Source organism: Arthrobacter sp. M71 S08 (genome assembly GCF_059089725.1).
Genome location: NZ_JBNHEY010000006.1, coordinates 1 through 18628 on the forward strand (window position 1 = coordinate 1; position 18628 = coordinate 18628).

Below are 18628 nucleotides of genomic sequence, written 5' to 3' on the forward strand. Positions count from 1 at the left end.
CCCGTCGTGAAGGCGGCGGTCAGGGCGGTTTCTCCCGTGAGGGTGGCCAGCGTCGTGAGGGCGGTTTCTCTCGCGAGGGTGGGCCCCGTCGTGAAGGCGGCGGTCAGGGCGGTTTCTCCCGTGAGGGTGGCCAGCGTCGTGAGGGCGGTTTCTCTCGCGAGGGTGGGCCCCGTCGTGAAGGTGGTGGCCAGGGCGGTTTCTCTCGCGAGGGTGGGCCCCGTCGTGAAAGCGGTGGCCAGGGTGGTTTCTCCCGTGAGGGTAGCCAGCGTGGCCGCGACGACCGGGGTGAGCGCGGTCCTCGCAAGGCCTTCGGAGGCGCCGGGCGGGGAAGTGAATCAGGTAGCCGCGGCAGTTGGCAGGACCGCGAAGGCCAGCGCGGAGAGCGTCGTACCGGTCGGGACCATGAACGCCGTGACTCCGGCGATGCAGGACGGCGTTGGGAACGACCGACAGGTGGGGACAACCGGTCGCGTGAGGCCGGCACCGAACGCCGTTCATACCGCGAGAGCGGCAGTGGTGGGTACTCGCGGGGAACCGGCTCGCGCGACGCCGGGAGCTCCTCCAACCGCGATGGCTTCGCACGTAGTGATGAGCGCCGGCCGGCTCGCAGCTTCGGCGACGACCGCCGTCCAGGTCGCACCTATGGTGATGCACCTCGGGCAGGGGAACGGCGCGAGACGGACCGCGGTCGCAGTCCCGAGCGTTTTTCCGGGGAAACGGGCCCGGAGGATGCACCCTTTGCCCGCCCGCACAACGCCCGTGATCTTCGGAGCGCCAACCGGCCAGACCGTGAGCGTTCGCCGGAAATCGATGAAGATGTCACCGGAAGCGAACTGGACAAGATCACCCGCGCGGAGATCCGCAATCTTGAGGAACGAAGCGCCCTCTGGGTAGCGAAGCACCTCGTGATGGCAGGGCGTCTCATCGACGATGAGCCGGAGCTCGCTTTTCAGCACGCTCTTGCAGCCAGCCGTCGTGGCGGGCGCCTCGCAGTTGTCCGCGAAGCTGTTGGTCTGACGGCGTACGCTGCCGGCCACTATGGTGAAGCGCTGCGGGAGTTCCGGACCTACCGCCGGATCAGCGGCTCCAATGTCCACCTGCCCGTGATGGCCGATTGTGAACGGGGTCTGGGCCGTCCGGATCGAGCCCTCGATCTTGCCAAATCCGAGGACGCATCATCACTCGACGCCGCAGGGAAGGTTGAGCTGGCGATTGTCGAGTCCGGAGCACGGACCGACCTTGGCCAGCCAGATGCTGCCGTAGCGGCCCTGGAGATTCCACAGCTGACCAAGAACCGTGCATTCAGCTACAGCCCGCGCCTGTTCCGTGTCTATGCGGACGCTCTTGCTGCGGTCGGCCGTAGCGAAGAAGCGGCATCCTGGCGCCGTCAGGCAGAGGTCGCCGAGAACGCGCTCGGGGTCGGTGCATTTGAGGATCCCGACATAATCGACCTCGTCGGCGATGACGAAACGGCCGAGCTGGACCGCAACGCGGCCCGGGGAACTGTCGAAAGCGTCGGCACGTCTCCGGAGGAGGAGGGCAGTGCCGATGCGGGAGGGGAAGACTCAGCAACCTCAGAGACCGAGCCGGAATCCGAGCCCGAACCCGAGATCAAGGACGTGAATGACGCCGCAAGCGAGGAGCGCCGTGATGGTGAGTGAAGTTCTGGCGCGCCGCTACGGTGCTGTGCTCGCGGATCTGGACGGCGTGGTCTACGCCGGCCCCTCGGCCATCCCCGGTGCCACCGATGCACTGGAGAAGCTGGGGGACATCGGCGTGGCCCTCGCGTACATCACCAACAACGCGTCCCGGTCCTCTGCGGAAGTAGCGGCACACCTTCGCGAGCTGGGCGCGCCGGCAGCGGCGGAGCAGGTCTTCGGTTCGGCCCTCGCGGGTGCGGAGCTCCTCGCCACGAAGGTGCGGCAGGGCGCGACGGTACTGGTGACCGGCAGTGCAGTTCTTGCACAGCATGTTGCAGACCAGGGACTCGTGCCGGTGACCACTGCAGATCCTGTTCCCGATGCGGTCATTCAGGGTTTCGAGCCCTCGCTCGGATGGAAAGACCTTGCTGAAGCTTCGTTCGCGGTCGCTGGAGGAGCCGTGTGGGTGGCCACGAACACGGACATGTCCATACCTCAGGCACGCGGTATCGCGCCCGGCAACGGCTCACTCGTGGCTGCAGTGAGCGCTGCCACCGGCAAGAGCCCGCTGGTTGCCGGCAAGCCAGAAGCGCAGCTGTTCACGACGGCGGCGAATCACCTTGGTGTCGAGGACGCGCTCGTGGTCGGCGACCGGCTCGACACCGACATTCTCGGTGGAAACCGTGCAGGCATGGCGACGGCGCTGGTTCTTACCGGCGTCGATACGGCAGCGAATGCTCTCGCCGCCGTCACGGACCAGCGCCCCACCTACCTGGTCGCCGACCTCGGTGAGCTGCACCGCCCCTACCCGGACACTATCGAGCAGGACGGTATCTTCACGTGCGGTGAGTCCTCCGCGAAGGTTGAGGACGGCGTCGTCATAATGGGCGGTGGGCGCGAGAATCTGGACGCCTGGCGCGCAGGCTGCGCAGCGTGGTGGGCGGCCTGTCCGCAGCAGGACACCCCGACCCTGCCCCGGCTGAGATTCACGAATGGTGAAGAGGACGCACAACGGTGAGGAGCCGCAGTGGAACCCACTGAAGAGTCTTCCTTCGAGAGAAGCTCTACGCTGGACAGCGGCGGCCGCTCCGGGTTTCCAGAGGTGTCACCCACGGGGGATGCTTCAGTTGACGAGGTGCTGAATACGCTCACTTCAATGCAGGATCTGGATGAGTCGGCCCAGCACGCCGCGTATGAGCGGCTTCACGACGAGCTGCTCGCTGAGCTCAACACGGAGCACGGCTGACGGTGGCACGGCTTGACCAGGCGCTGGTGTCCCGGGGGTTGGCGCGTTCCAGATCCCATGCAGCACAGCTGATCACGGCGGGACGTGTGCTGCGTTCCGGGGTCGTACTGACCAAGGCCTCCTCGTCAATCACCGACAGCGACGAGCTGGTTGTCACGGACGGCGGCAGCCCCGACTATCTCAGCCGTGCCGGTCATAAGCTGGACGGTGCCCTCGAGGCATTCTCCAGCGTTGTCGTCCGTGACAAGCGGTGCCTCGACGCAGGAGCGTCCACAGGCGGCTTCACAGACGTGCTGCTGCGCCGGGGGGCGGATGAAGTGGTGGCCGTGGATGTCGGGCACGGGCAGCTGGTCGACCAGCTGCGCAATGATCCGCGGGTCCGCGTGCACGAAGGGCTTAACGTCCGGTTCCTGGAACCGGCGCAGATCGGCGGGCAGGCAGACCTCACGGTTGCCGATCTCTCATTCATTTCGCTGACCCTTGTGATGAAACCGCTCGCGCACGCGACACGAAGCGGCGGCGACCTCGTCCTGATGGTCAAGCCACAGTTCGAGGTGGGCAAGAGCGCACTCAGCCGCACCGGTGTGGTGACCGACGAGACGCAGCGGCGCGGCGCCGTCGTCGGTGTGGTGCGCTCGGCGCTGGAAACGGGCCTTGACGTTGAAGGCGTCGCCCGTAGCCCGCTCCCGGGGCAGAACGGAAATGTCGAGTTCTTCCTGTGGATGAAGGTGCCAGCAGGCGCTATGGTGCCTAGGATCGGTAAGGACGCAGATCGGCTGGCTCACGAGAGAGTGGACGGCAGTGCTGCGTTTCGCACCAGCGGCAATGCGTGAGGCCGTCCACACCTGATACAACGGAGCGTGATGACTAGACGCATACTGGTACTCGCCCACACTGGACGCCATGACGCCATGGCGGCTGCCCAGGAGGCCTGCACGCGACTCCATGCGTCCGGGCTGACCCCGGTCATGCGTGGTGAAGAGCTGCGCGACATCCAGGCCGAATACGGCACGCTGGCGGCACCCACGGAAACGCTCGGAACCGACGTCACGCTCGGCGAAATCGAACTGGGCATGGTGCTCGGCGGTGACGGGACCATCCTCCGTGCCGCTGAGCTGGTTCGCGGTACGGACGTTCCCCTGCTCGGCGTGAACCTTGGCCATGTCGGCTTTCTCGCCGAGAGTGAGCGCGCCGACCTCGCCGAAGCGGTCCGCTGGGTCGTGGACAGGGATTACACCGTCGAGGAACGGATGGCCATCGATGTGCAGGTCTGGCGAGGTGACCAATTGGCCGCCCGGACCTGGGCGCTCAACGAGGCGGCGATCGAGAAAGCCAACCGGGAACGCATGATCGAGGTGGTCCTCGAAGTCGACGGCAGGCCGGTCAGCTCATTCGGTTGTGACGGCGTGGTACTGGCCACGCCCACGGGGTCCACGGCCTACGCCTTCTCATCCGGTGGGCCGGTGGTCTGGCCGGAGGTCGAGGCGCTCCTGGTGGCTCCGATCAGCGCGCACGCGCTCTTCGCCAAGCCGCTCGTCGTCGCACCCACATCGCTGCTCGCAGTGGAAATCCTCACCCGGACAGACGCTTCAGGAGTCCTCTGGTGTGACGGGCGACGCACCGTGGACCTTCCACCCGGAGCTCGCGTCGAAGCAACCCGGTCCGACATCCCGGTCCGTCTGGCACGCACGCACCAGACTCCCTTCTCGGAGCGGCTCGTCCGTAAGTTCGAGTTGCCCACCCAGGGCTGGCGCGGTCCTGCCAGCCACGACGGTGAGCCCGCCCGATGATCGAGGAAATCCGCATCCGCGACCTCGGCGTCATCGCCGACGCGACGCTCTCCCTCGGGCCCGGGTTCAGTGTCGTCACCGGTGAGACCGGCGCGGGCAAGACCATGGTCCTGTCGGCACTGGGTTTGCTGATGGGCGCCCGTTCGGACGCCGGCGCGGTGCGCCTCGGCGCGAAGAACGCTTCCGCGGAAGCCCTGCTGCGCGTGGACCCCGAGGGCGCTGCCGCCCAGCGCGCGGTGGAGGCCGGTGGTGAACTGGAAACAGACGACGACGGCGGCGCAGGACTGATCCTTGCCCGCACAGTGAACGGTGACGGCCGAAGCCGCGCCTACGTTGGCGGAAGATCAGCTCCCGCCGGCGTCCTCGCTGAGGTGGGGGAGAAGCTGGTGGTGGTTCACGGCCAGTCGGATCAGCTGCGGCTGCGCAGCGCAACAGCCCAGCGCGAGGCATTGGACAAGTTCGGCGGTTCCGAGCTGGCGGGCGCCCTGGCTTCCTATCAGGCGGCCTACCGTCGCTGGCGGGAGGTAACCGCTCATCTGGAACAGCTGCGGAGCGCGGAGCGCGACCGCCTGAGGGAAGCGGAATCGCTGCAGGCAGCGCTCGAGGAGATCGACGCCGTCGACCCTCAACCAGACGAGGACGAGACGCTGAAAGCCGAAGCGATGAAGCTCGGCAACGTTGAGGAGCTTCGCACTGCTGCAGCGGCAGCGCACCAGGCGCTGGTCTCCGGTGAGTTTCCGGAAACGGGTGACGCTACTACCCTGGTGGATGCCGCGAAGCGGCAGCTCGAAGCGGTCGGCGCTCACGATGCGGAGCTGGCATCCCTGGCGGAGCGGCTCGCGGAAGTCGGGTACATCCTGGCTGACATCTCAACCGAGCTGGCCGGTTACGCAACGTCCCTGGACTCTGAGGGACCGGAACGGCTGGCTGAGGTCGAGGCTCGCCGTGCAGATCTAAATGTCCTCATCCGCAAGTACGCGCCGTCCGTCAACGAGGTGATCGAGTGGGCAGCCGTCGGTCGGGAGCGCCTCGATGAGCTCAGCGGCGACTCGGACCGGATCGAAGAGCTCCAGCAGGAAGCCGCCGCGCTGGAAGGGCGGCTGGTTGAGGAAGCGCAGGTTCTGAGCCGATTGCGTCGGGCTGCCGGCGAGGACCTTGCCGTCAGAGTCAGTGACGAGCTCACTGCCCTCGCGATGCCTGACGCAAAACTCATCATCGATGTAACCTCCGGCGGCACTCCCGGCGTGTCGGGAGCGGACGAGGTCTCCTTCTCCCTGCAGCCGCACGCCGGCTCGTCACCGCGCCCGTTGGGCAAGGGCGCCTCGGGCGGTGAACTGTCAAGGGTGATGCTGGCAATAGAGGTGGTTCTCGCCGCCGTCGACCCCGTCCCCACCTTTGTCTTCGACGAAGTGGACGCGGGGGTTGGCGGGAAGGCCGCCGTCGAAATCGGACGCCGCCTCGCGATGCTCGCCCAGCACGTCCAGGTTGTGGTGGTCACACACCTGCCGCAGGTGGCCGCGTTCGCATCGCACCATATCCGGGTGACCAAGACCCGCGCAGCCGACGGAGGCTTCACCGCCAGCGACGTCGAGGTCCTTCCGGAATCGGAACGGGTACGCGAGCTCGCGCGCATGCTGGCCGGGCAGGAGGAGTCGGCCAGTGCCCAGGCACACGCCGAGGAACTGCTGCTTGATGCAGCGCGGACAGCCGCCAGGTGATAGGCTCGAACTCCGTGGTGCAGCAAACAATCTCCCGGTTCCAAAAGTCCGCCAAGACTACCAAGCACATCTTCGTCACCGGTGGTGTGGCGTCTTCCCTCGGTAAGGGGCTGACGGCTTCGAGCCTCGGGCACCTGCTGCGGGCGCGTGGTCTGTCTGTAACCATGCAGAAGCTGGATCCGTATCTAAACGTTGATCCCGGCACCATGAATCCCTTCCAGCACGGCGAGGTCTTCGTGACCGACGACGGCGCTGAGACGGACCTTGATATCGGCCACTATGAGCGCTTCCTCGATGAGAGCCTCGACGGATCAGCCAACGTCACCACCGGTCAGGTGTACTCCACTGTCATTGCCAAGGAACGCCGCGGGGAGTATCTGGGCGACACCGTGCAGGTCATCCCGCACATCACGGATGAGATCAAGCGCCGCATGCGCCTGCCCGCCGAACCGACCGGGACCCGCAAGGCGCCCGACGTCATCATCACCGAAATCGGCGGCACCGTCGGAGACATCGAGTCCCAGCCGTTCCTCGAGTCCGCACGGCAGGTGCGCCAGGACATCGGGCGGAACAACGTCTTCTTCCTGCACGTGTCCCTGGTGCCCTACATCGGCCCCTCCCAGGAACTGAAGACCAAGCCCACGCAGCACTCAGTGGCGATGCTGCGCTCGATCGGTATCCAGCCGGACGCTATCGTCATCCGCTCCGACCGCGAGGTCCCGGACGCCATGCGGGAGAAAATCGGCCGTATGTGCGACGTCGATGTCGACGCGGTGGTCAACGCGGCGGATGCCCCGAGTATCTATGACATTCCCAAGACGCTGCACGCCCAGGGACTTGACGCCTACATCGTTCAGGCTCTCGACCTGAAGTTCAAGGACGTCAACTGGACCAAGTGGAACAAGCTCCTGGACGCTGTACACCACCCGAAGCACCACGTGGAGATTGCGCTGGTCGGCAAGTACATCGACCTGCCGGACGCGTACCTGTCCGTGACGGAAGCGCTGCGCGCCGGCGGGTTCGCGAACAAGGCCAAGGTACAGATCCGCTGGGTGCCCTCGGACGAGTGCGCCACCCCGGAAGGTGCGGCTAAGGCGCTCGAAGGCGCCGACGCGATCTGCGTGCCCGGCGGCTTCGGAATCCGCGGCCTGGAGGGCAAGCTCGGTGCCCTGCGCCACGCCCGTGAAAACGGAGTGCCGACGCTCGGCCTGTGCCTCGGTCTGCAGTGCATGGTGATCGAATTCGCCCGGAACGTTGTGGGTCTGAAGGGCGCTTCGTCCACTGAGTTCGACCCCGAGACCGAGTTCCCGGTCATTGCCACCATGGCCGAACAGCTCGAGATCGTCGCCGGTGAGGGCGACATGGGCGGCACCATGCGCCTCGGCCTGTGGGACGCATCGCTGAAGGACGGATCCGTCATCGCCAAGACGTACGGCCGTACCGCTGTCAGTGAACGCCACCGCCACCGCTATGAAGTCAACAACGAGTACCGGGAGAAGCTTGAGGCTGCCGGTCTGGTTGTATCCGGCACCACCACGGACGGCAAGCTCGTTGAGTTCGTGGAACTGCCGGCGCAGGCGCACCCGTACTACGTCTCCACCCAGGCCCACCCTGAACTGAGCTCGCGACCCACCCGGCCGCATCCCTTGTTCGCCGGGCTGGTCAAGGCTGCGCTTTCCCGTCGGGGCGTCAAGGCCTAGCCGTGGGAGGAGAACCCCAGGACGTCGCGATATCGGACAGGCAAAGCCCCCGCCGGCTGCTGGGGTCCACCACGGTTTTCCAGGGGAAGATCTGGGACGTCGTGAGCGAGACGTTCCGTCTGGACGAGGACGGCGAGCCGATCACTCGCGAGTACATCCGGCACCCGGGAGCAGTCGCTATCCTCGCGATGGATGACCGGGAACGTGTCCTGCTGCTTCGCCAGTACCGCCACCCTGTCCGGATGGACCTGTGGGAGATTCCGGCCGGCCTCCTGGACGTCGACGGTGAGGACTTCGCCGTTGCCGCGGCCCGCGAACTGGCCGAGGAAGCGGATGTGACGGCAGGTTCCTGGCATGTTCTGTCCGACCTGTTCCTGTCGCCCGGCTCCTCCAGCGAAGCCCTGCGTATCTACCTCGCACAGGGCATCGCCGAAGTGCCGCACGATGAGCGGCATACCCGCACTCACGAGGAAGCTGAGATTGAGCTCGCGTGGGTGCCTTTGCCCGACGCTGTGCAGGCGGTGCTGGAAGGGCGGATCCATAGTCCCTCCGCCGCGGCAGCAATCCTCGCAGCAGCGGCGGCCAAACAGTCCGGCTACCGCTCACTCCGCCCTGCGGATGCTCCATGGCCGGAACATCACAGCCAGCACGGAACGTGGCCCCTGGGCCCTGTGCTGCAGGGCTGACCCATGGCCGAGGGCGGGCAGGCGATCGCGCAGGACGAACTCCAGGCCACCGGCCCTGGCCGGCTCATCAGCGAGTACCTTCAGCACATGCTGGTGGAGCGCGGTCTCTCTGCGAACACCCTCGCGGCCTATCGACGGGATCTGCTGCGGTACCACCGCTTCCTCACGGCACATGGCATCGACTCAATGAGCGCCGTGACCCGGCAGTTGGTCTCGGCCTTCGCGCAGGGACTGGCCACCGGCGAGGACGGGCAGGCGCCGCTGAGCCCGCGCTCCGCAGCCCGCACCGTTGTCGCCGTCCGTGGCCTCCACCGCTTCCTTGCACTCGAAGGAACGACGACGGCGGACCCCGCCGAAGATGTGCACCCACCTACCGCAGGCCAGCGCCTGCCGAAAGCGATCTCCGTGGACGACGTCACGCGGATTCTCGAAGCGGTCGACACGTCCACGCCGGGGGGTCTGCGTGACCGTGCGCTGCTTGAGTTCCTCTACTCGACCGGGGCGCGCATCAGCGAAGCCGTGGGACTCGATGTCGACGATGTGTCGGTCGACGCAGCGCTCGACGGTCCCGCCGTCGTCCGGCTATTCGGCAAAGGATCCAAGGAACGTCTGGTTCCGCTCGGCTCCTATGCGGCCCGCGCCATTGAGGCATATCTGGTGCGCGCCCGGCCCGCCCTGGCCGCCAACGCATCCGAAAGGAGCAGCGCGCCGGCACTGTTCCTCAATCTGCGCGGTGGGCGGCTGAGCAGGCAAAGTGCGTGGACCATCCTGAAAGCCGCCGCCGAACGCGCCAAGGTTGCGGGGGAAGTGTCACCGCACACCCTTCGTCACTCTTTCGCTACGCACCTGCTCCAGGGCGGGGCGGATGTGCGGGTAGTTCAGGAGCTTCTGGGACATGCTTCGGTGACTACAACCCAGGTGTACACGCTCGTCACGGCTGACACGCTGCGCGAAATCTATGCCGCAGCGCATCCCCGCGCCCTTTAATTGGGAGAACCTGTAACCCCGCCCGGCGTGCCGGAAACTAAAGGGGTATGGACAGGACACATACATCAGGGGGGACAGTGTTGCGGCGATACGATGACGTGTTCGCGGCCCTGCACAGGGAACATCGCGACCGCGTGTTTTCCTTCATCCACCGCCGAGTCAGCAGCCGTGAAGCATCCGAGGAACTCACCAACGATGTGTTTCGGATTGCATGGCAGAAGAATCCCGATGCCGCGGACGTCACGCCGGCATGGCTGCTCACCGTTGCCCGCAACGTCATAGGCAACGAATACCGGCGCAGGGAACGCGCAGAGCATCTCATGCAACGCGTAAGGGACTCTGTCGTCATAGCCGCACGTACGGGCCAGGGCGCTCAACAGCAAGCGGTGGCCGACGCGTTGCTGCGGCTTCGGGAGAAGGAGCGCGAGATCCTTCTGCTGGCCTACTGGGACGATCTATCCACCGTAGAAATCAGCGAGGTGCTCGGCTGCAGCGCCTCTGCCGCCAAAGTACGCCTGCACCGGGCTCGCGCCGCGTTTGCACAGATGATGCCTGCCGCTCTGATGGCAGAGGAAGGAGCCTGAAATGGACCGCATTGAGAACCTGATCCGAGGACTGGACCCCGTGCGCGCCGAACGGGGATCCTCCGAATCACCAACTGAGATTATTGCTTTCCCGGCCCATGGTGGCCACGAGGAGTCTGACACTGCCATGAACAGTGAAACAACCAACAGCGGAGCGGCGGGCCATGGCCCGGAGAACAGTGAGAACGACGCCTTCAGCGATGATCGCCCGGTTGTGGTTCCCCTGCAGCGCCGGCGCAGGATGGCGGCGATCGTGGCAGGGGCCGCTGCGGCGGCAGCCGTGGCGGGCGCCGTCGTACTCGGTGGGGCGCTCGGAACCGAGGCGCCCCTGCCGGCGGCTACCTCGGATGCCACGCCGACGCTTGAACCGTCGCCGACGCCGGAACCCTCCCAGGAACCGACTGCGGACCCCTCTCCATTGCCGGATCCCACGCCGAAGCCGACGCTGGAACCGACCGTGGAGCCAAGCGTCGAGCCCGGCGGAGTGCCCACTGGACCGCCAGCGGATGAAGGTTGCCGGGTACAGGACGTCGACCGGGTAATGGAACAGGGCAGCGACTTCATGAGCCTGACACCTTTCGCGACCAATCCGGACGATTACGAGGTGGTCGGCTGCACCGATGACTGGATGGCCATGGAAGTGACCGACGCCGCATTCGAAGCCAATCCGCAGGATGGCGGAAACACCTGGTTCTACATCGCCCGCCGGGTCGATGGACAGTGGCTGTTTGAATCGGCCGGCTACAGCCTGATCGTGAAGTGGGACTTCCTCCCCGTCGTGGAGGGCCGCACAGCACAGGAAATGATGGACCAGCAGTTCATCGACGCGGGAATCCCGGTGGAATTGCGGCCGGAACTGGTCGGTGAAGGCCCTGACGGAACCTGATCGGCGGATTCCACACAGCACCAGCCCCGTTCCCTCTACCTCCTCGGTACAGGGAACGGGGCTGCGTTGTTTCAGGAGTTCTCGCGGTAGGGGTGCCGGTGGTCGGTGGCGTAGGAACGGAAGACTTCCTGTGTCACTTCGCCGTCATGCTTGAATTCGCCCTTCAGGAATACGGCGAGCGAGTCGAGAGCGTCGTGCAGGAGAGCGCCGGCTGTCTGCAGTGTCGGCTGGGGGGAGCGGGCAGCCTGATTCGCGAGGTCGACGGCGTAGGACAGCGAAGCAGGCAATGACAGTTCCTTGTCAGCTTCCCAGAAGTAGTAGGACTCCGAGGTCTGCGTGAGGTCGACCCGGATCTGCACCAGATCCGCAACAAGCGTTTCCAGGGTGTTGGTTACGGCGGCAGGGTCGAGTTTGTCCAACCTGACGGCATAGTCGGCGTTCTGAAGCAGCGTGAGGCGTATTGCAAGCGCACGACGGCGGCCCAGTGCGGGGTAGATCTGCATGAACCAGGACACCGCTGCTGTCAGCAGCGCAAAGCCTGTCAGCGCTTCGAATGGCATCAGGAACCGGATCAGAGGGTCGGTTGCGACGACGTCACCGAACCCGAGTGTCGTCAGAGTGACGGTGGAGATATAGAAGGCTTCGGCTGCATTGCTGTACCGCGTGGGATCCAGGCCTGGTGCGTAGCTGAAGCCCTGCGGGATATGCGGGTAGTAAAGCAGCGCCCAACCGATTGCCTGAAGGGATGCCCAGAAGACGATGACCGACACCATTGCCAGCGGTCCTGCCACCGAGGCTGCCTTCTCACTCAACCGGCGTATGACGAGCCAGACCGCCACGACGCACAGCCGGCTGAACCGTCCGCGCCCGCTCGGGTGAAGAAGAGTGTGGAACACCTCGATGAGTCCGATCAGAATCACAAGGGCACCAAGGAGGGAAAGCAGCCACAGCACAACAATCTCCCGCCTGTTCGATGTCGGGTTGGAGCAGTCTAACCGGTTCATCACGAGGGCGTGGAAAGATGGGGGAGGTGAACGACGCCGACGCACGCCTCAACGATTCCCGGCCCGCTGAACCAGAGGATGGGTTGAGCGCCGCAGAAGTTCTTGCCCGTCGCCTGGACCGTCCCATGGGCGTGCTCGGGCTCGTCTTCCTGTTCGTCGTCCTGGGCCAGCTTCTAGCTACCGACCCGGGGCTGGTCCTGGCACTCACCGTTACCGGATGGGTGTTCTGGGCTGTTTTCGTCGCCGAATTCCTGCTGCGCGCCTATATCGCGCGGTTCAGCGCGGCCTTCTGGAAAAAGAGCTGGTGGCAGGTCATCTTCCTGCTCGTGCCGTTCCTGCGCTTCCTCCGCGCACTCCAGGCTGTTCGGCTCCTGCGGCTGGCCCGGGTGGCTCGCGTTGGCGGCATCGTCTCGGCCGGAATCCGCGGCTCCCGTTCCGCCGGGCGGCTGCTCTCCAGCAGGATCGGCTGGATGGCGGCCGTGACCGCCGTCGTAATCCTCGCGACAAGCCAGCTGCTCTACGCAACGGGGGAGCACACTGAGTACGGCGACGCGCTCTATGAGACGGCGATGGCCACCATCACCGGCACCGGCATCACCCCGCAGACCGCGTTCGCGCGCGTGGTACAGGTGGTTCTCGCGGTCTACTCGATCGCTGTCTTCGCCACGCTGGCGGGTTCCCTCGGTGCGTTCTTCCTTCGGGAGGACGATCGGCTGCGACCGAAGCCGGACGTTGGAACACCGTCGGCGCCACGCCGTGACTAGACTTGTGTCGCATGACCCCACGGCGAGTCGCGCTCTGCTTCCTGTTCCGGCAAACCGCCGGCGGCCGCGAAGTGCTGCTCGGAATGAAGCGCTCCGGTTTCGGAATCGGTCGCATCGTCGCCCTGGGCGGCGGCATCGAACCCGGGGAATCTGCCAGTGAAGCCGCCGCACGGGAAGTCCAGGAAGAATCCGGGATGGTGGTCGACGTCGCGGATCTGGTGGAACTCGGTCCGGTGCGGTGGCGCTTCCCCATCAAGCCTGTGCTGGACATGGATGCAGTCGTCTTCACGACGGACCGATTCTCGGGAGAGCCGGCCGCAACGGACGAGATCGATCCCTGCTGGTACCCGGTGGAGCAGGTGCCCTGGGAAGGTATGTGGGACGATGCGAAGCACTGGCTCGGCCACGTTCTCCGCAGTCAGCCCCTGAACGTGACCGTCACCCTCAACGCCGACAACCAGACGGTGCGGACGGCGGATTTCGCCTAGACCGCGGAAGGTCGCTCCGGACCGCTCACCGCGGCCAGGATGATGTCACCGAGCTCTCGCGGACGCGTGAACTGCGGCCAGTGTCCTGTTGGCAGATCGACATACTCAACGTCCTTCATCCTGCCAAGCTCCGCGACGTAGGGGTGCCCCTGGGCGACCCATTCCTGCAGCTGGGCCGATGGAAATTCACAGGCGATGACGGTGGCCGGCACGTTGTACCGCTGCTCGTTGCCTAGCTTTTGCGGATCGCAGGCGACACCCCGGGGCTGCGGGATCGCCCGCCGTCGGAAGTCCGCCCGCAACCCGTCGTCCAGATCGGCGAGATCCTCAGCATCGAAGAGCTCCCACGGGGGCAGCGGGATCTCGTCCCCGTCCGCAGGAAGCTCGTCATTGATGACTCCACCCTCGCCGAGCGGGCCGCTGTCCACGAAGATCGCCCGCGCAACGCGGTCCGGACGTTTATCCGCCACTCCATGGATGATCGCCCCGCCGCCCGAGTGCCCAACAAGCACCACCGGGTCAGCCATTTCATCCACCACTGAGACGACGGCGTCGATATGGGTTTGCAGGCCGATGCCCGCCCGCGGCGCATCCACAGCTTCCAACCCGGGAAGCGTGAGCGGATGAACGCGGTGTCCCGCAGCTGTGAGCGGCGGGGTGACGTTGGACCACGATGAAGCGTCCAACCAGAAACCGGGAACCAGGATGATGTCCATGACCGGAACCCTACCGGGCCGACCGCTTCGGGTGAACGGACGGGACGTGACTTGAGGACAGATCCGGTCCGCGGTCAGGAGACGTGCCGTTCCTCCGGGCCGTTGTAGGCAGCCAGCGGCCGGATGAGCGAATTATCTGCACGCTGCTCCATCACATGCGCGGTCCAACCGGTAATCCGGGCGGCGATGAAGAGCGGCGTGAACATCTCGGTGTCGAATCCCATGAGGTGGTAGGTGGGCCCGGCCGGGTAATCGAGATTTGGCTTGATGCCCTTCGCCTCCTGCATGGCTGTCTCCAGGCCCTCGTACAGGCCGAGGATCTCCGGACGCCCGTAGTGCTTGACCATGGCGTCGAGCGCCGCCTTCATGGTCGGAACCCTGGAGTCGCCGCTCTTGTAGACACGGTGCCCGAAACCCATGATCTTCTTCTTCTGCGAGAGGGCTTCGTCCATCCATACCTTGGCGCGGGCAGTTGCCTCCTCGACAGACTCGTCCTGCCTGATGCCGATCTCCTCGAAGGTGTGCATGACGGCCTCATTTGCGCCGCCGTGCAGTGGTCCCTTGAGTGCGCCGATGGCCCCAGTGATGGCCGAGTGCAGGTCCGCCAGGGTGGAGGTGATGACGCGTGCGGTGAAAGTGGATGCGTTAAAGGAGTGCTCCGCGTACAGGATCATCGAGGTGTTGAAAGCCTCCACCACCTCCGGGGCCGCTTCTTCGCCGAATGTCATCCACAGGAAGTTGGCGGAGTAGCCAAGGTCCTCGCGCGGTTCTACCGGGTCGAGTCCGCGGCGGCGGCGCTGGTCATACGCGACGACGGCGGGAAACGCCGCCAGCAGCTCAGTCGCCTTTTCCAGTTCAGCTTCCGGGGAATTATCTTCGGCCTTGGGGTGACTGGCTCCGATCACGGAAACCGCCGTCCGCCCGACATCCATGGGATGGCAGCTGAGCGGGAGCAGATCGATGGCGGCCTTCACGTCCTTGGCGAGTGCGCGCGAGGAGCGTCCCTGGAGACGGAACTCGTGAGCCTCCGACTCCGAGGGAAGTTCTCCGTGCCACAGAAGCCACGCGACGTCCTCAAAGCTCACTGCCGCCGCCAACTCCTGCACGGGGTAGCCCCGGTAGAGCAACGAGTTGGTTTGGGGGTTGACCTTCGAGATTGCGGTGGTGTCCGCGGTGACTCCGGCGAGGCCCTTGTGGATCTGGGGTTCGGTCATGCCTTGACTCCTATGTCTGGGGTGGGTCCGGCGGTTGCCGGGACCGGCTCAGTGCCCGCCGGGCACCTGGAAGTTGAACACTGAGGTGTCGAATCGGTTGTACGCCTCGTAATCGACCAGCTCGTAGAGTCGGGCTCGGGTCTGCATGGAGCCGACGGCGGCCTGTTGGGTGCTGTCTGCCTTGATTGTTTCCAGCGTACGCTCCGCGGCGCCCATCGCACTACGCAGCAGCGTGACGGGGTAGATCACCATGTTCACTCCGACCGACTCCAGGTCTGCAGCGGGGAAAAGCTCGCTTCTCCCGAACTCCGTCATGTTGGCCAGGATGGGTACATCGACCGCACCGCGGACGGCTTCGAACTCGGACAGGTCGCGCATCGCCTCCGGGAAAATTGCATCTGCACCGGCGTCGACCAGAGCTTTCGCCCGATCCTGGGCCGCGTCCAGGCTGTCCGTGCCGCGGATATCAGTCCGCGCCATTATCAGGAAGTTCGGGTCACGGCGTGCATCGACAGCCGCATGGATGCGCTTGACGGCAGTGTCCGTGTCCACCACGTTCTTGCCGTCCAGGTGGCCGCACCGTTTCGGATTGAACTGGTCCTCGATGTGGCAGCCGGCCAGGCCTGCGTTTTCAAGCTCCTGGACTGTACGGGCAACGTTCATCGGTTCACCGAAGCCCGTGTCTGCATCGACCAGGGCGGGGAGATCGGTCATGCGGGCGATCTGGGCGGCCCGTGTGGCTACCTCGGTGAGTGTCGTGAGCCCAATGTCCGGCAGGCCGAGGTCATTGGCGAGGACCGCACCGGAGATGTAGACGCCGTCGAACCCCTTGTCTTCGATCAGCCGTGCGGAGAGCGGATTGAACGCTCCAGGGAACTGCTGGATCCGGCCGGAGGCAAGGCCGGCGCGCAGCGTCTCGCGCTTCTTCTCAGGCGTCACGGAGGAATACAGCATTTAGAACAGTCCCTTCGGTGCTTCTGCGGCAAGGATACCGACGGCCGCAGTCAGGTTCAGCTGGTCAAGTTCCCCGGGCGCGAGTTGGGGGAGTCGCTGCACCGCGTCAAGGAACCGGTCAACCTCCGCATCCTCCACGACACCGTCAGCAAGAGTCCGCAGTTTGCGGATGTACTGCTCGCGCGCGAAGGGACGTGCTCCCAGCGGGTGTGCGTCGGCGACGGCGATCTCGTCGGTGATGACGGTGCCGTCCGTCATGGTGATCTCAACCCGGCCGCCGAACGCTTTCTCGCTGATGTCCAGCGAGTGGTAGCGGCGTGTCCACTCCGCGTCCTCCACCGTGGTGACCTTGCCCCAGAGCTGGACAGTGTCGAGGCGCGAAGCGCGTTCCGGTGTGTAGGAATCGACGTGGTGCCAGCGCCCATCCTGCAGCGCGACCGTGAAGATGTAGGGAATGGAGTGGTCGAGTGTTTCGCGGGACGCCGTCGGATCGTACTTCTGCGGGTCGTTAGCGCCTGAACCGATCACATAGTGCGTGTGGTGGGACGTGTGGATGCGGACAGACTCGACCTTCGCCGGGTCGGTGACCTCCGGATGTGCTCCGTGCAACCGGCGCGCGAGGTCAATCCAGGCCTGGGCCTGGTACTCGGCCGAGTGCTCCTTCGTGTAGGTGTCGAGGATGGCGCGCTTTGCTTCACCGGCGGCAGGCAGCGGAACCTCATATCGGGCGTCCGGACCGTCCAGGAGCCAGGCGATGACGCCGTCTTCGCCCTCGTAGATGGGCGTGGGGGAGGTCTGTCCGCGCATGGCGCGGTCCACGGCTTCGACCGCCATCTTCCCGGCGAAGGCCGGCGCGTGTGCCTTCCACGTCGAGATCTCGCCCTTGCGTGACTGGCGGGTGGCCGTGGTCGTATGCAGGGCCTGGCCGACCGCCTGGAAGATTGTTTCGACGTCGAGACCCAGCAGCGTACCGATTCCGGCGGCGGCGGAGGGACCGAGGTGCGCGACATGGTCGATCTTGTGCTTGTGCAGGCAGATTGCCTTGACGAGATCCACCTGGATCTCGTACCCGGTGGTGATGCCGCGCAGGAGGTCGGCGCCGGATGCACCGGTGTGCTGGGCGACGGCGAGGACCGGGGGAATGTTGTCTCCGGGGTGGGAGTAGTCCGCAGCCAGGAACGTGTCGTGGTAGTCCAGTTCGCGGACCGCGACGCCGTTGGCCCAGGCCGCCCATTCGGGTGATGACTTCTCACCGATCCCGAACACTGTCGCACCGCGTCCGTTGACCGAAACGGGGTGGCTCAGCGCCTGTGCCCGTGCGGCGACGATCGGTGCACGCGAAAGCGAGGCCACGGCAACCGACGCGTTGTCGATGATGCGGTTGATCACCATGTCGGTGACGTCGTCGTCGACTCCGACCGGATCGGCGGCCACCTCGGCGATCTTCCAGGCCAACTGGCCGGTTCGGGGCAGGTTCTCCTCGCTGCGGTGCACGCGGACGGGGTGGAGTTCAACCATGGGGTTCTTCCTCTCGGGTGGTTTTCGCATTGATGTCTGCTCGGGCAGCCAGCAGATACTCCAGGCTGTTGTGAAGGTGGACTTTGGTGGACGCAACGGCCAGATCGGGGTTGGCCAGCGTAATCGACCGGGCGATCTGCGCGTGCTCTGAGGCCGAGGCGGTGAGGCGCGCGACGTCGTCCCGGGCGAGCCGGCGCACACGGCTCAGATGGGTGCGCAGCTGCCGTTGGGCCTGCAGGAGGTACGGATTGGCAGCGGCAGCGTCAATGGCTGCGTCGAATTCGGCGACCAACTCGTAGTACTCATGCTGTCCGTCGTCGGACGCCTGAATGAGCGGGGCCGCGGATTCGAAGCGCGCGGTCAGGGCCTGGAAGGTCCTCCGGTCCGCGCGCGCCGCAGCGAGGGCGGCTGCTGTGCAGTCCAGCGAAATCCGGACGTCGAAGAGGCCGGTGATTTTCTCCAGTGACACCTCGGTGACGACGACGCCACGGCCTGGGTGGGCTGCCGTCAGTCCTTCTGCAGTGAGCCGGGATAGCGCTTCGCGCAACGGTGTCCGGGAGACTCCCAACCGCGCGGACTGCTCGACTTCCCCGAGCAGGGTGCCGGGGCCAAGGCGCCATTCGATGATGTCGGCGCGCAGCGTCTGGTAGGCACGGTCACTGGCCCGCATTTGCCTGCTCCATCGCTCCTCGCACGGCTCCAATGTATACAGAAAGTTTCTGCGCGGCAATCG

The 18628-nt window shown here is 65.5% G+C and carries 19 protein-coding genes; 13 read left to right on the top strand and 6 right to left on the bottom strand.

Annotated elements, in window-relative coordinates:
• From AC5RTB_RS12525 to AC5RTB_RS12575, 11 genes are all read left to right on the top strand, one after another.
• Nucleotides 1-1661: hypothetical protein (locus AC5RTB_RS12525; protein WP_494061401.1), on the top strand; the 1661-nt coding region annotated here is incomplete at its 5' end.
• The gene (locus tag AC5RTB_RS12530; protein ID WP_494061402.1) at nucleotides 1651-2658 is read left to right on the top strand and encodes an HAD-IIA family hydrolase; all 1008 of its coding nucleotides are present in this window, start codon (nucleotides 1651-1653) and stop codon (nucleotides 2656-2658) included. The genes AC5RTB_RS12525 and AC5RTB_RS12530, both read left to right, overlap by 11 nt.
• Before the next feature lie 9 nt (nucleotides 2659-2667).
• Entirely contained in the window at nucleotides 2668-2886 is a 219-nt protein-coding gene (locus AC5RTB_RS12535) for a hypothetical protein (RefSeq protein ID WP_494061403.1), read from the top strand.
• A 2-nt stretch (nucleotides 2887-2888) separates the two neighbouring features.
• A complete protein-coding gene (locus AC5RTB_RS12540) occupies nucleotides 2889-3719 on the top strand; it encodes a TlyA family RNA methyltransferase (protein ID WP_494061404.1) in 831 nt (276 codons plus the stop codon).
• A 30-nt stretch (nucleotides 3720-3749) separates the two neighbouring features.
• The gene (locus tag AC5RTB_RS12545) at nucleotides 3750-4676 is read left to right on the top strand and encodes an NAD kinase (RefSeq protein WP_494061405.1); all 927 of its coding nucleotides are present in this window, start codon (nucleotides 3750-3752) and stop codon (nucleotides 4674-4676) included.
• The gene (gene recN / locus AC5RTB_RS12550) at nucleotides 4673-6394 is read left to right on the top strand and encodes a DNA repair protein RecN (RefSeq protein WP_494061406.1); all 1722 of its coding nucleotides are present in this window, start codon (nucleotides 4673-4675) and stop codon (nucleotides 6392-6394) included. Before AC5RTB_RS12545 ends, recN begins: the two co-directional genes overlap by 4 nt.
• Nucleotides 6391-8094 (top strand): CTP synthase, encoded by a 1704-nt coding sequence (gene pyrG / locus AC5RTB_RS12555; RefSeq protein WP_494061407.1) that lies wholly within the window; start codon nucleotides 6391-6393, stop codon nucleotides 8092-8094. The genes recN and pyrG overlap by 4 nt, the downstream gene beginning before the upstream one ends.
• A 2-nt stretch (nucleotides 8095-8096) precedes the next feature.
• Nucleotides 8097-8780, top strand: a complete 684-nt coding sequence (locus tag AC5RTB_RS12560) for an NUDIX domain-containing protein (RefSeq protein WP_494061408.1) — start codon at nucleotides 8097-8099, stop codon at nucleotides 8778-8780.
• 3 nt (nucleotides 8781-8783) lie between these two features.
• On the top strand, nucleotides 8784-9767 hold the full coding sequence (gene xerD / locus AC5RTB_RS12565) for a site-specific tyrosine recombinase XerD (RefSeq protein ID WP_494061409.1): 984 nt from the start codon (nucleotides 8784-8786) through the stop codon (nucleotides 9765-9767).
• 77 nt (nucleotides 9768-9844) lie between these two features.
• Nucleotides 9845-10351 carry an RNA polymerase sigma factor gene (locus AC5RTB_RS12570; RefSeq protein WP_494061410.1) on the top strand — a complete coding sequence of 169 codons (507 nt, stop codon included), beginning with the start codon at nucleotides 9845-9847 and terminating at the stop codon, nucleotides 10349-10351.
• 1 nt (nucleotide 10352) lies between these two features.
• On the top strand, nucleotides 10353-11237 hold the full coding sequence (locus AC5RTB_RS12575) for a hypothetical protein (protein WP_494061411.1): 885 nt from the start codon (nucleotides 10353-10355) through the stop codon (nucleotides 11235-11237).
• A 71-nt stretch (nucleotides 11238-11308) separates the two neighbouring features.
• On the opposite strand, the gene AC5RTB_RS12580 is transcribed toward AC5RTB_RS12575, so the two are convergent.
• Complete coding sequence (locus tag AC5RTB_RS12580; RefSeq protein ID WP_494061412.1) at nucleotides 11309-12241, bottom strand: potassium channel family protein; 933 nt, start codon at nucleotides 12239-12241, stop codon at nucleotides 11309-11311.
• A gap of 17 nt (nucleotides 12242-12258) precedes the next feature.
• On the opposite strand from AC5RTB_RS12580, the gene AC5RTB_RS12585 reads away from it, so the two are divergent.
• Nucleotides 12259-13005 carry an ion transporter gene (locus AC5RTB_RS12585; protein ID WP_494061413.1) on the top strand — a complete coding sequence of 249 codons (747 nt, stop codon included), beginning with the start codon at nucleotides 12259-12261 and terminating at the stop codon, nucleotides 13003-13005.
• A gap of 11 nt (nucleotides 13006-13016) precedes the next feature.
• Nucleotides 13017-13493, top strand: a complete 477-nt coding sequence (locus AC5RTB_RS12590) for an 8-oxo-dGTP diphosphatase (RefSeq protein ID WP_494061414.1) — start codon at nucleotides 13017-13019, stop codon at nucleotides 13491-13493.
• On the opposite strand, the gene AC5RTB_RS12595 is transcribed toward AC5RTB_RS12590, so the two are convergent.
• From AC5RTB_RS12595 to AC5RTB_RS12615, 5 genes are all read right to left on the bottom strand, one after another.
• Nucleotides 13490-14209 carry an alpha/beta fold hydrolase gene (locus AC5RTB_RS12595; protein WP_494061415.1) on the bottom strand — a complete coding sequence of 240 codons (720 nt, stop codon included), beginning with the start codon at nucleotides 14207-14209 and terminating at the stop codon, nucleotides 13490-13492. The genes AC5RTB_RS12590 and AC5RTB_RS12595 overlap by 4 nt on opposite strands.
• A 74-nt stretch (nucleotides 14210-14283) precedes the next feature.
• Nucleotides 14284-15423 (bottom strand): bifunctional 2-methylcitrate synthase/citrate synthase, encoded by a 1140-nt coding sequence (locus tag AC5RTB_RS12600; protein ID WP_494061416.1) that lies wholly within the window; start codon nucleotides 15421-15423, stop codon nucleotides 14284-14286.
• Nucleotides 15424-15471: 48 nt separating this feature from the next.
• Entirely contained in the window at nucleotides 15472-16377 is a 906-nt protein-coding gene (gene prpB / locus AC5RTB_RS12605) for a methylisocitrate lyase (RefSeq protein ID WP_494061417.1), read from the bottom strand.
• The gene (locus tag AC5RTB_RS12610) at nucleotides 16378-17895 is read right to left on the bottom strand and encodes an MmgE/PrpD family protein (protein ID WP_494061418.1); all 1518 of its coding nucleotides are present in this window, start codon (nucleotides 17893-17895) and stop codon (nucleotides 16378-16380) included.
• On the bottom strand, nucleotides 17888-18565 hold the full coding sequence (locus AC5RTB_RS12615) for a GntR family transcriptional regulator (protein WP_494061419.1): 678 nt from the start codon (nucleotides 18563-18565) through the stop codon (nucleotides 17888-17890). Before AC5RTB_RS12615 ends, AC5RTB_RS12610 begins: the two co-directional genes overlap by 8 nt.
• Nucleotides 18566-18628: the final 63 nt, after the last annotated feature.

Coding starts and splice junctions, on each gene's coding strand:
- AC5RTB_RS12530 (WP_494061402.1), top strand. CDS start 1,651: ATGGTGAGTGAAGTTCTGGCGCGCCGCTACGGTGCTGTGCTCGCGGAT.
- AC5RTB_RS12545 (WP_494061405.1), top strand. CDS start 3,750: ATGACTAGACGCATACTGGTACTCGCCCACACTGGACGCCATGACGCC.
- recN (WP_494061406.1), top strand. CDS start 4,673: ATGATCGAGGAAATCCGCATCCGCGACCTCGGCGTCATCGCCGACGCG.
- xerD (WP_494061409.1), top strand. CDS start 8,784: ATGGCCGAGGGCGGGCAGGCGATCGCGCAGGACGAACTCCAGGCCACC.
- AC5RTB_RS12575 (WP_494061411.1), top strand. CDS start 10,353: ATGGACCGCATTGAGAACCTGATCCGAGGACTGGACCCCGTGCGCGCC.
- AC5RTB_RS12580 (WP_494061412.1), bottom strand. CDS start 12,241: ATGAACCGGTTAGACTGCTCCAACCCGACATCGAACAGGCGGGAGATT.
- AC5RTB_RS12585 (WP_494061413.1), top strand. CDS start 12,259: ATGGGGGAGGTGAACGACGCCGACGCACGCCTCAACGATTCCCGGCCC.
- AC5RTB_RS12590 (WP_494061414.1), top strand. CDS start 13,017: ATGACCCCACGGCGAGTCGCGCTCTGCTTCCTGTTCCGGCAAACCGCC.
- AC5RTB_RS12595 (WP_494061415.1), bottom strand. CDS start 14,209: ATGGACATCATCCTGGTTCCCGGTTTCTGGTTGGACGCTTCATCGTGG.
- AC5RTB_RS12600 (WP_494061416.1), bottom strand. CDS start 15,423: ATGACCGAACCCCAGATCCACAAGGGCCTCGCCGGAGTCACCGCGGAC.
- prpB (WP_494061417.1), bottom strand. CDS start 16,377: ATGCTGTATTCCTCCGTGACGCCTGAGAAGAAGCGCGAGACGCTGCGC.
- AC5RTB_RS12610 (WP_494061418.1), bottom strand. CDS start 17,895: ATGGTTGAACTCCACCCCGTCCGCGTGCACCGCAGCGAGGAGAACCTG.
- AC5RTB_RS12615 (WP_494061419.1), bottom strand. CDS start 18,565: ATGCGGGCCAGTGACCGTGCCTACCAGACGCTGCGCGCCGACATCATC.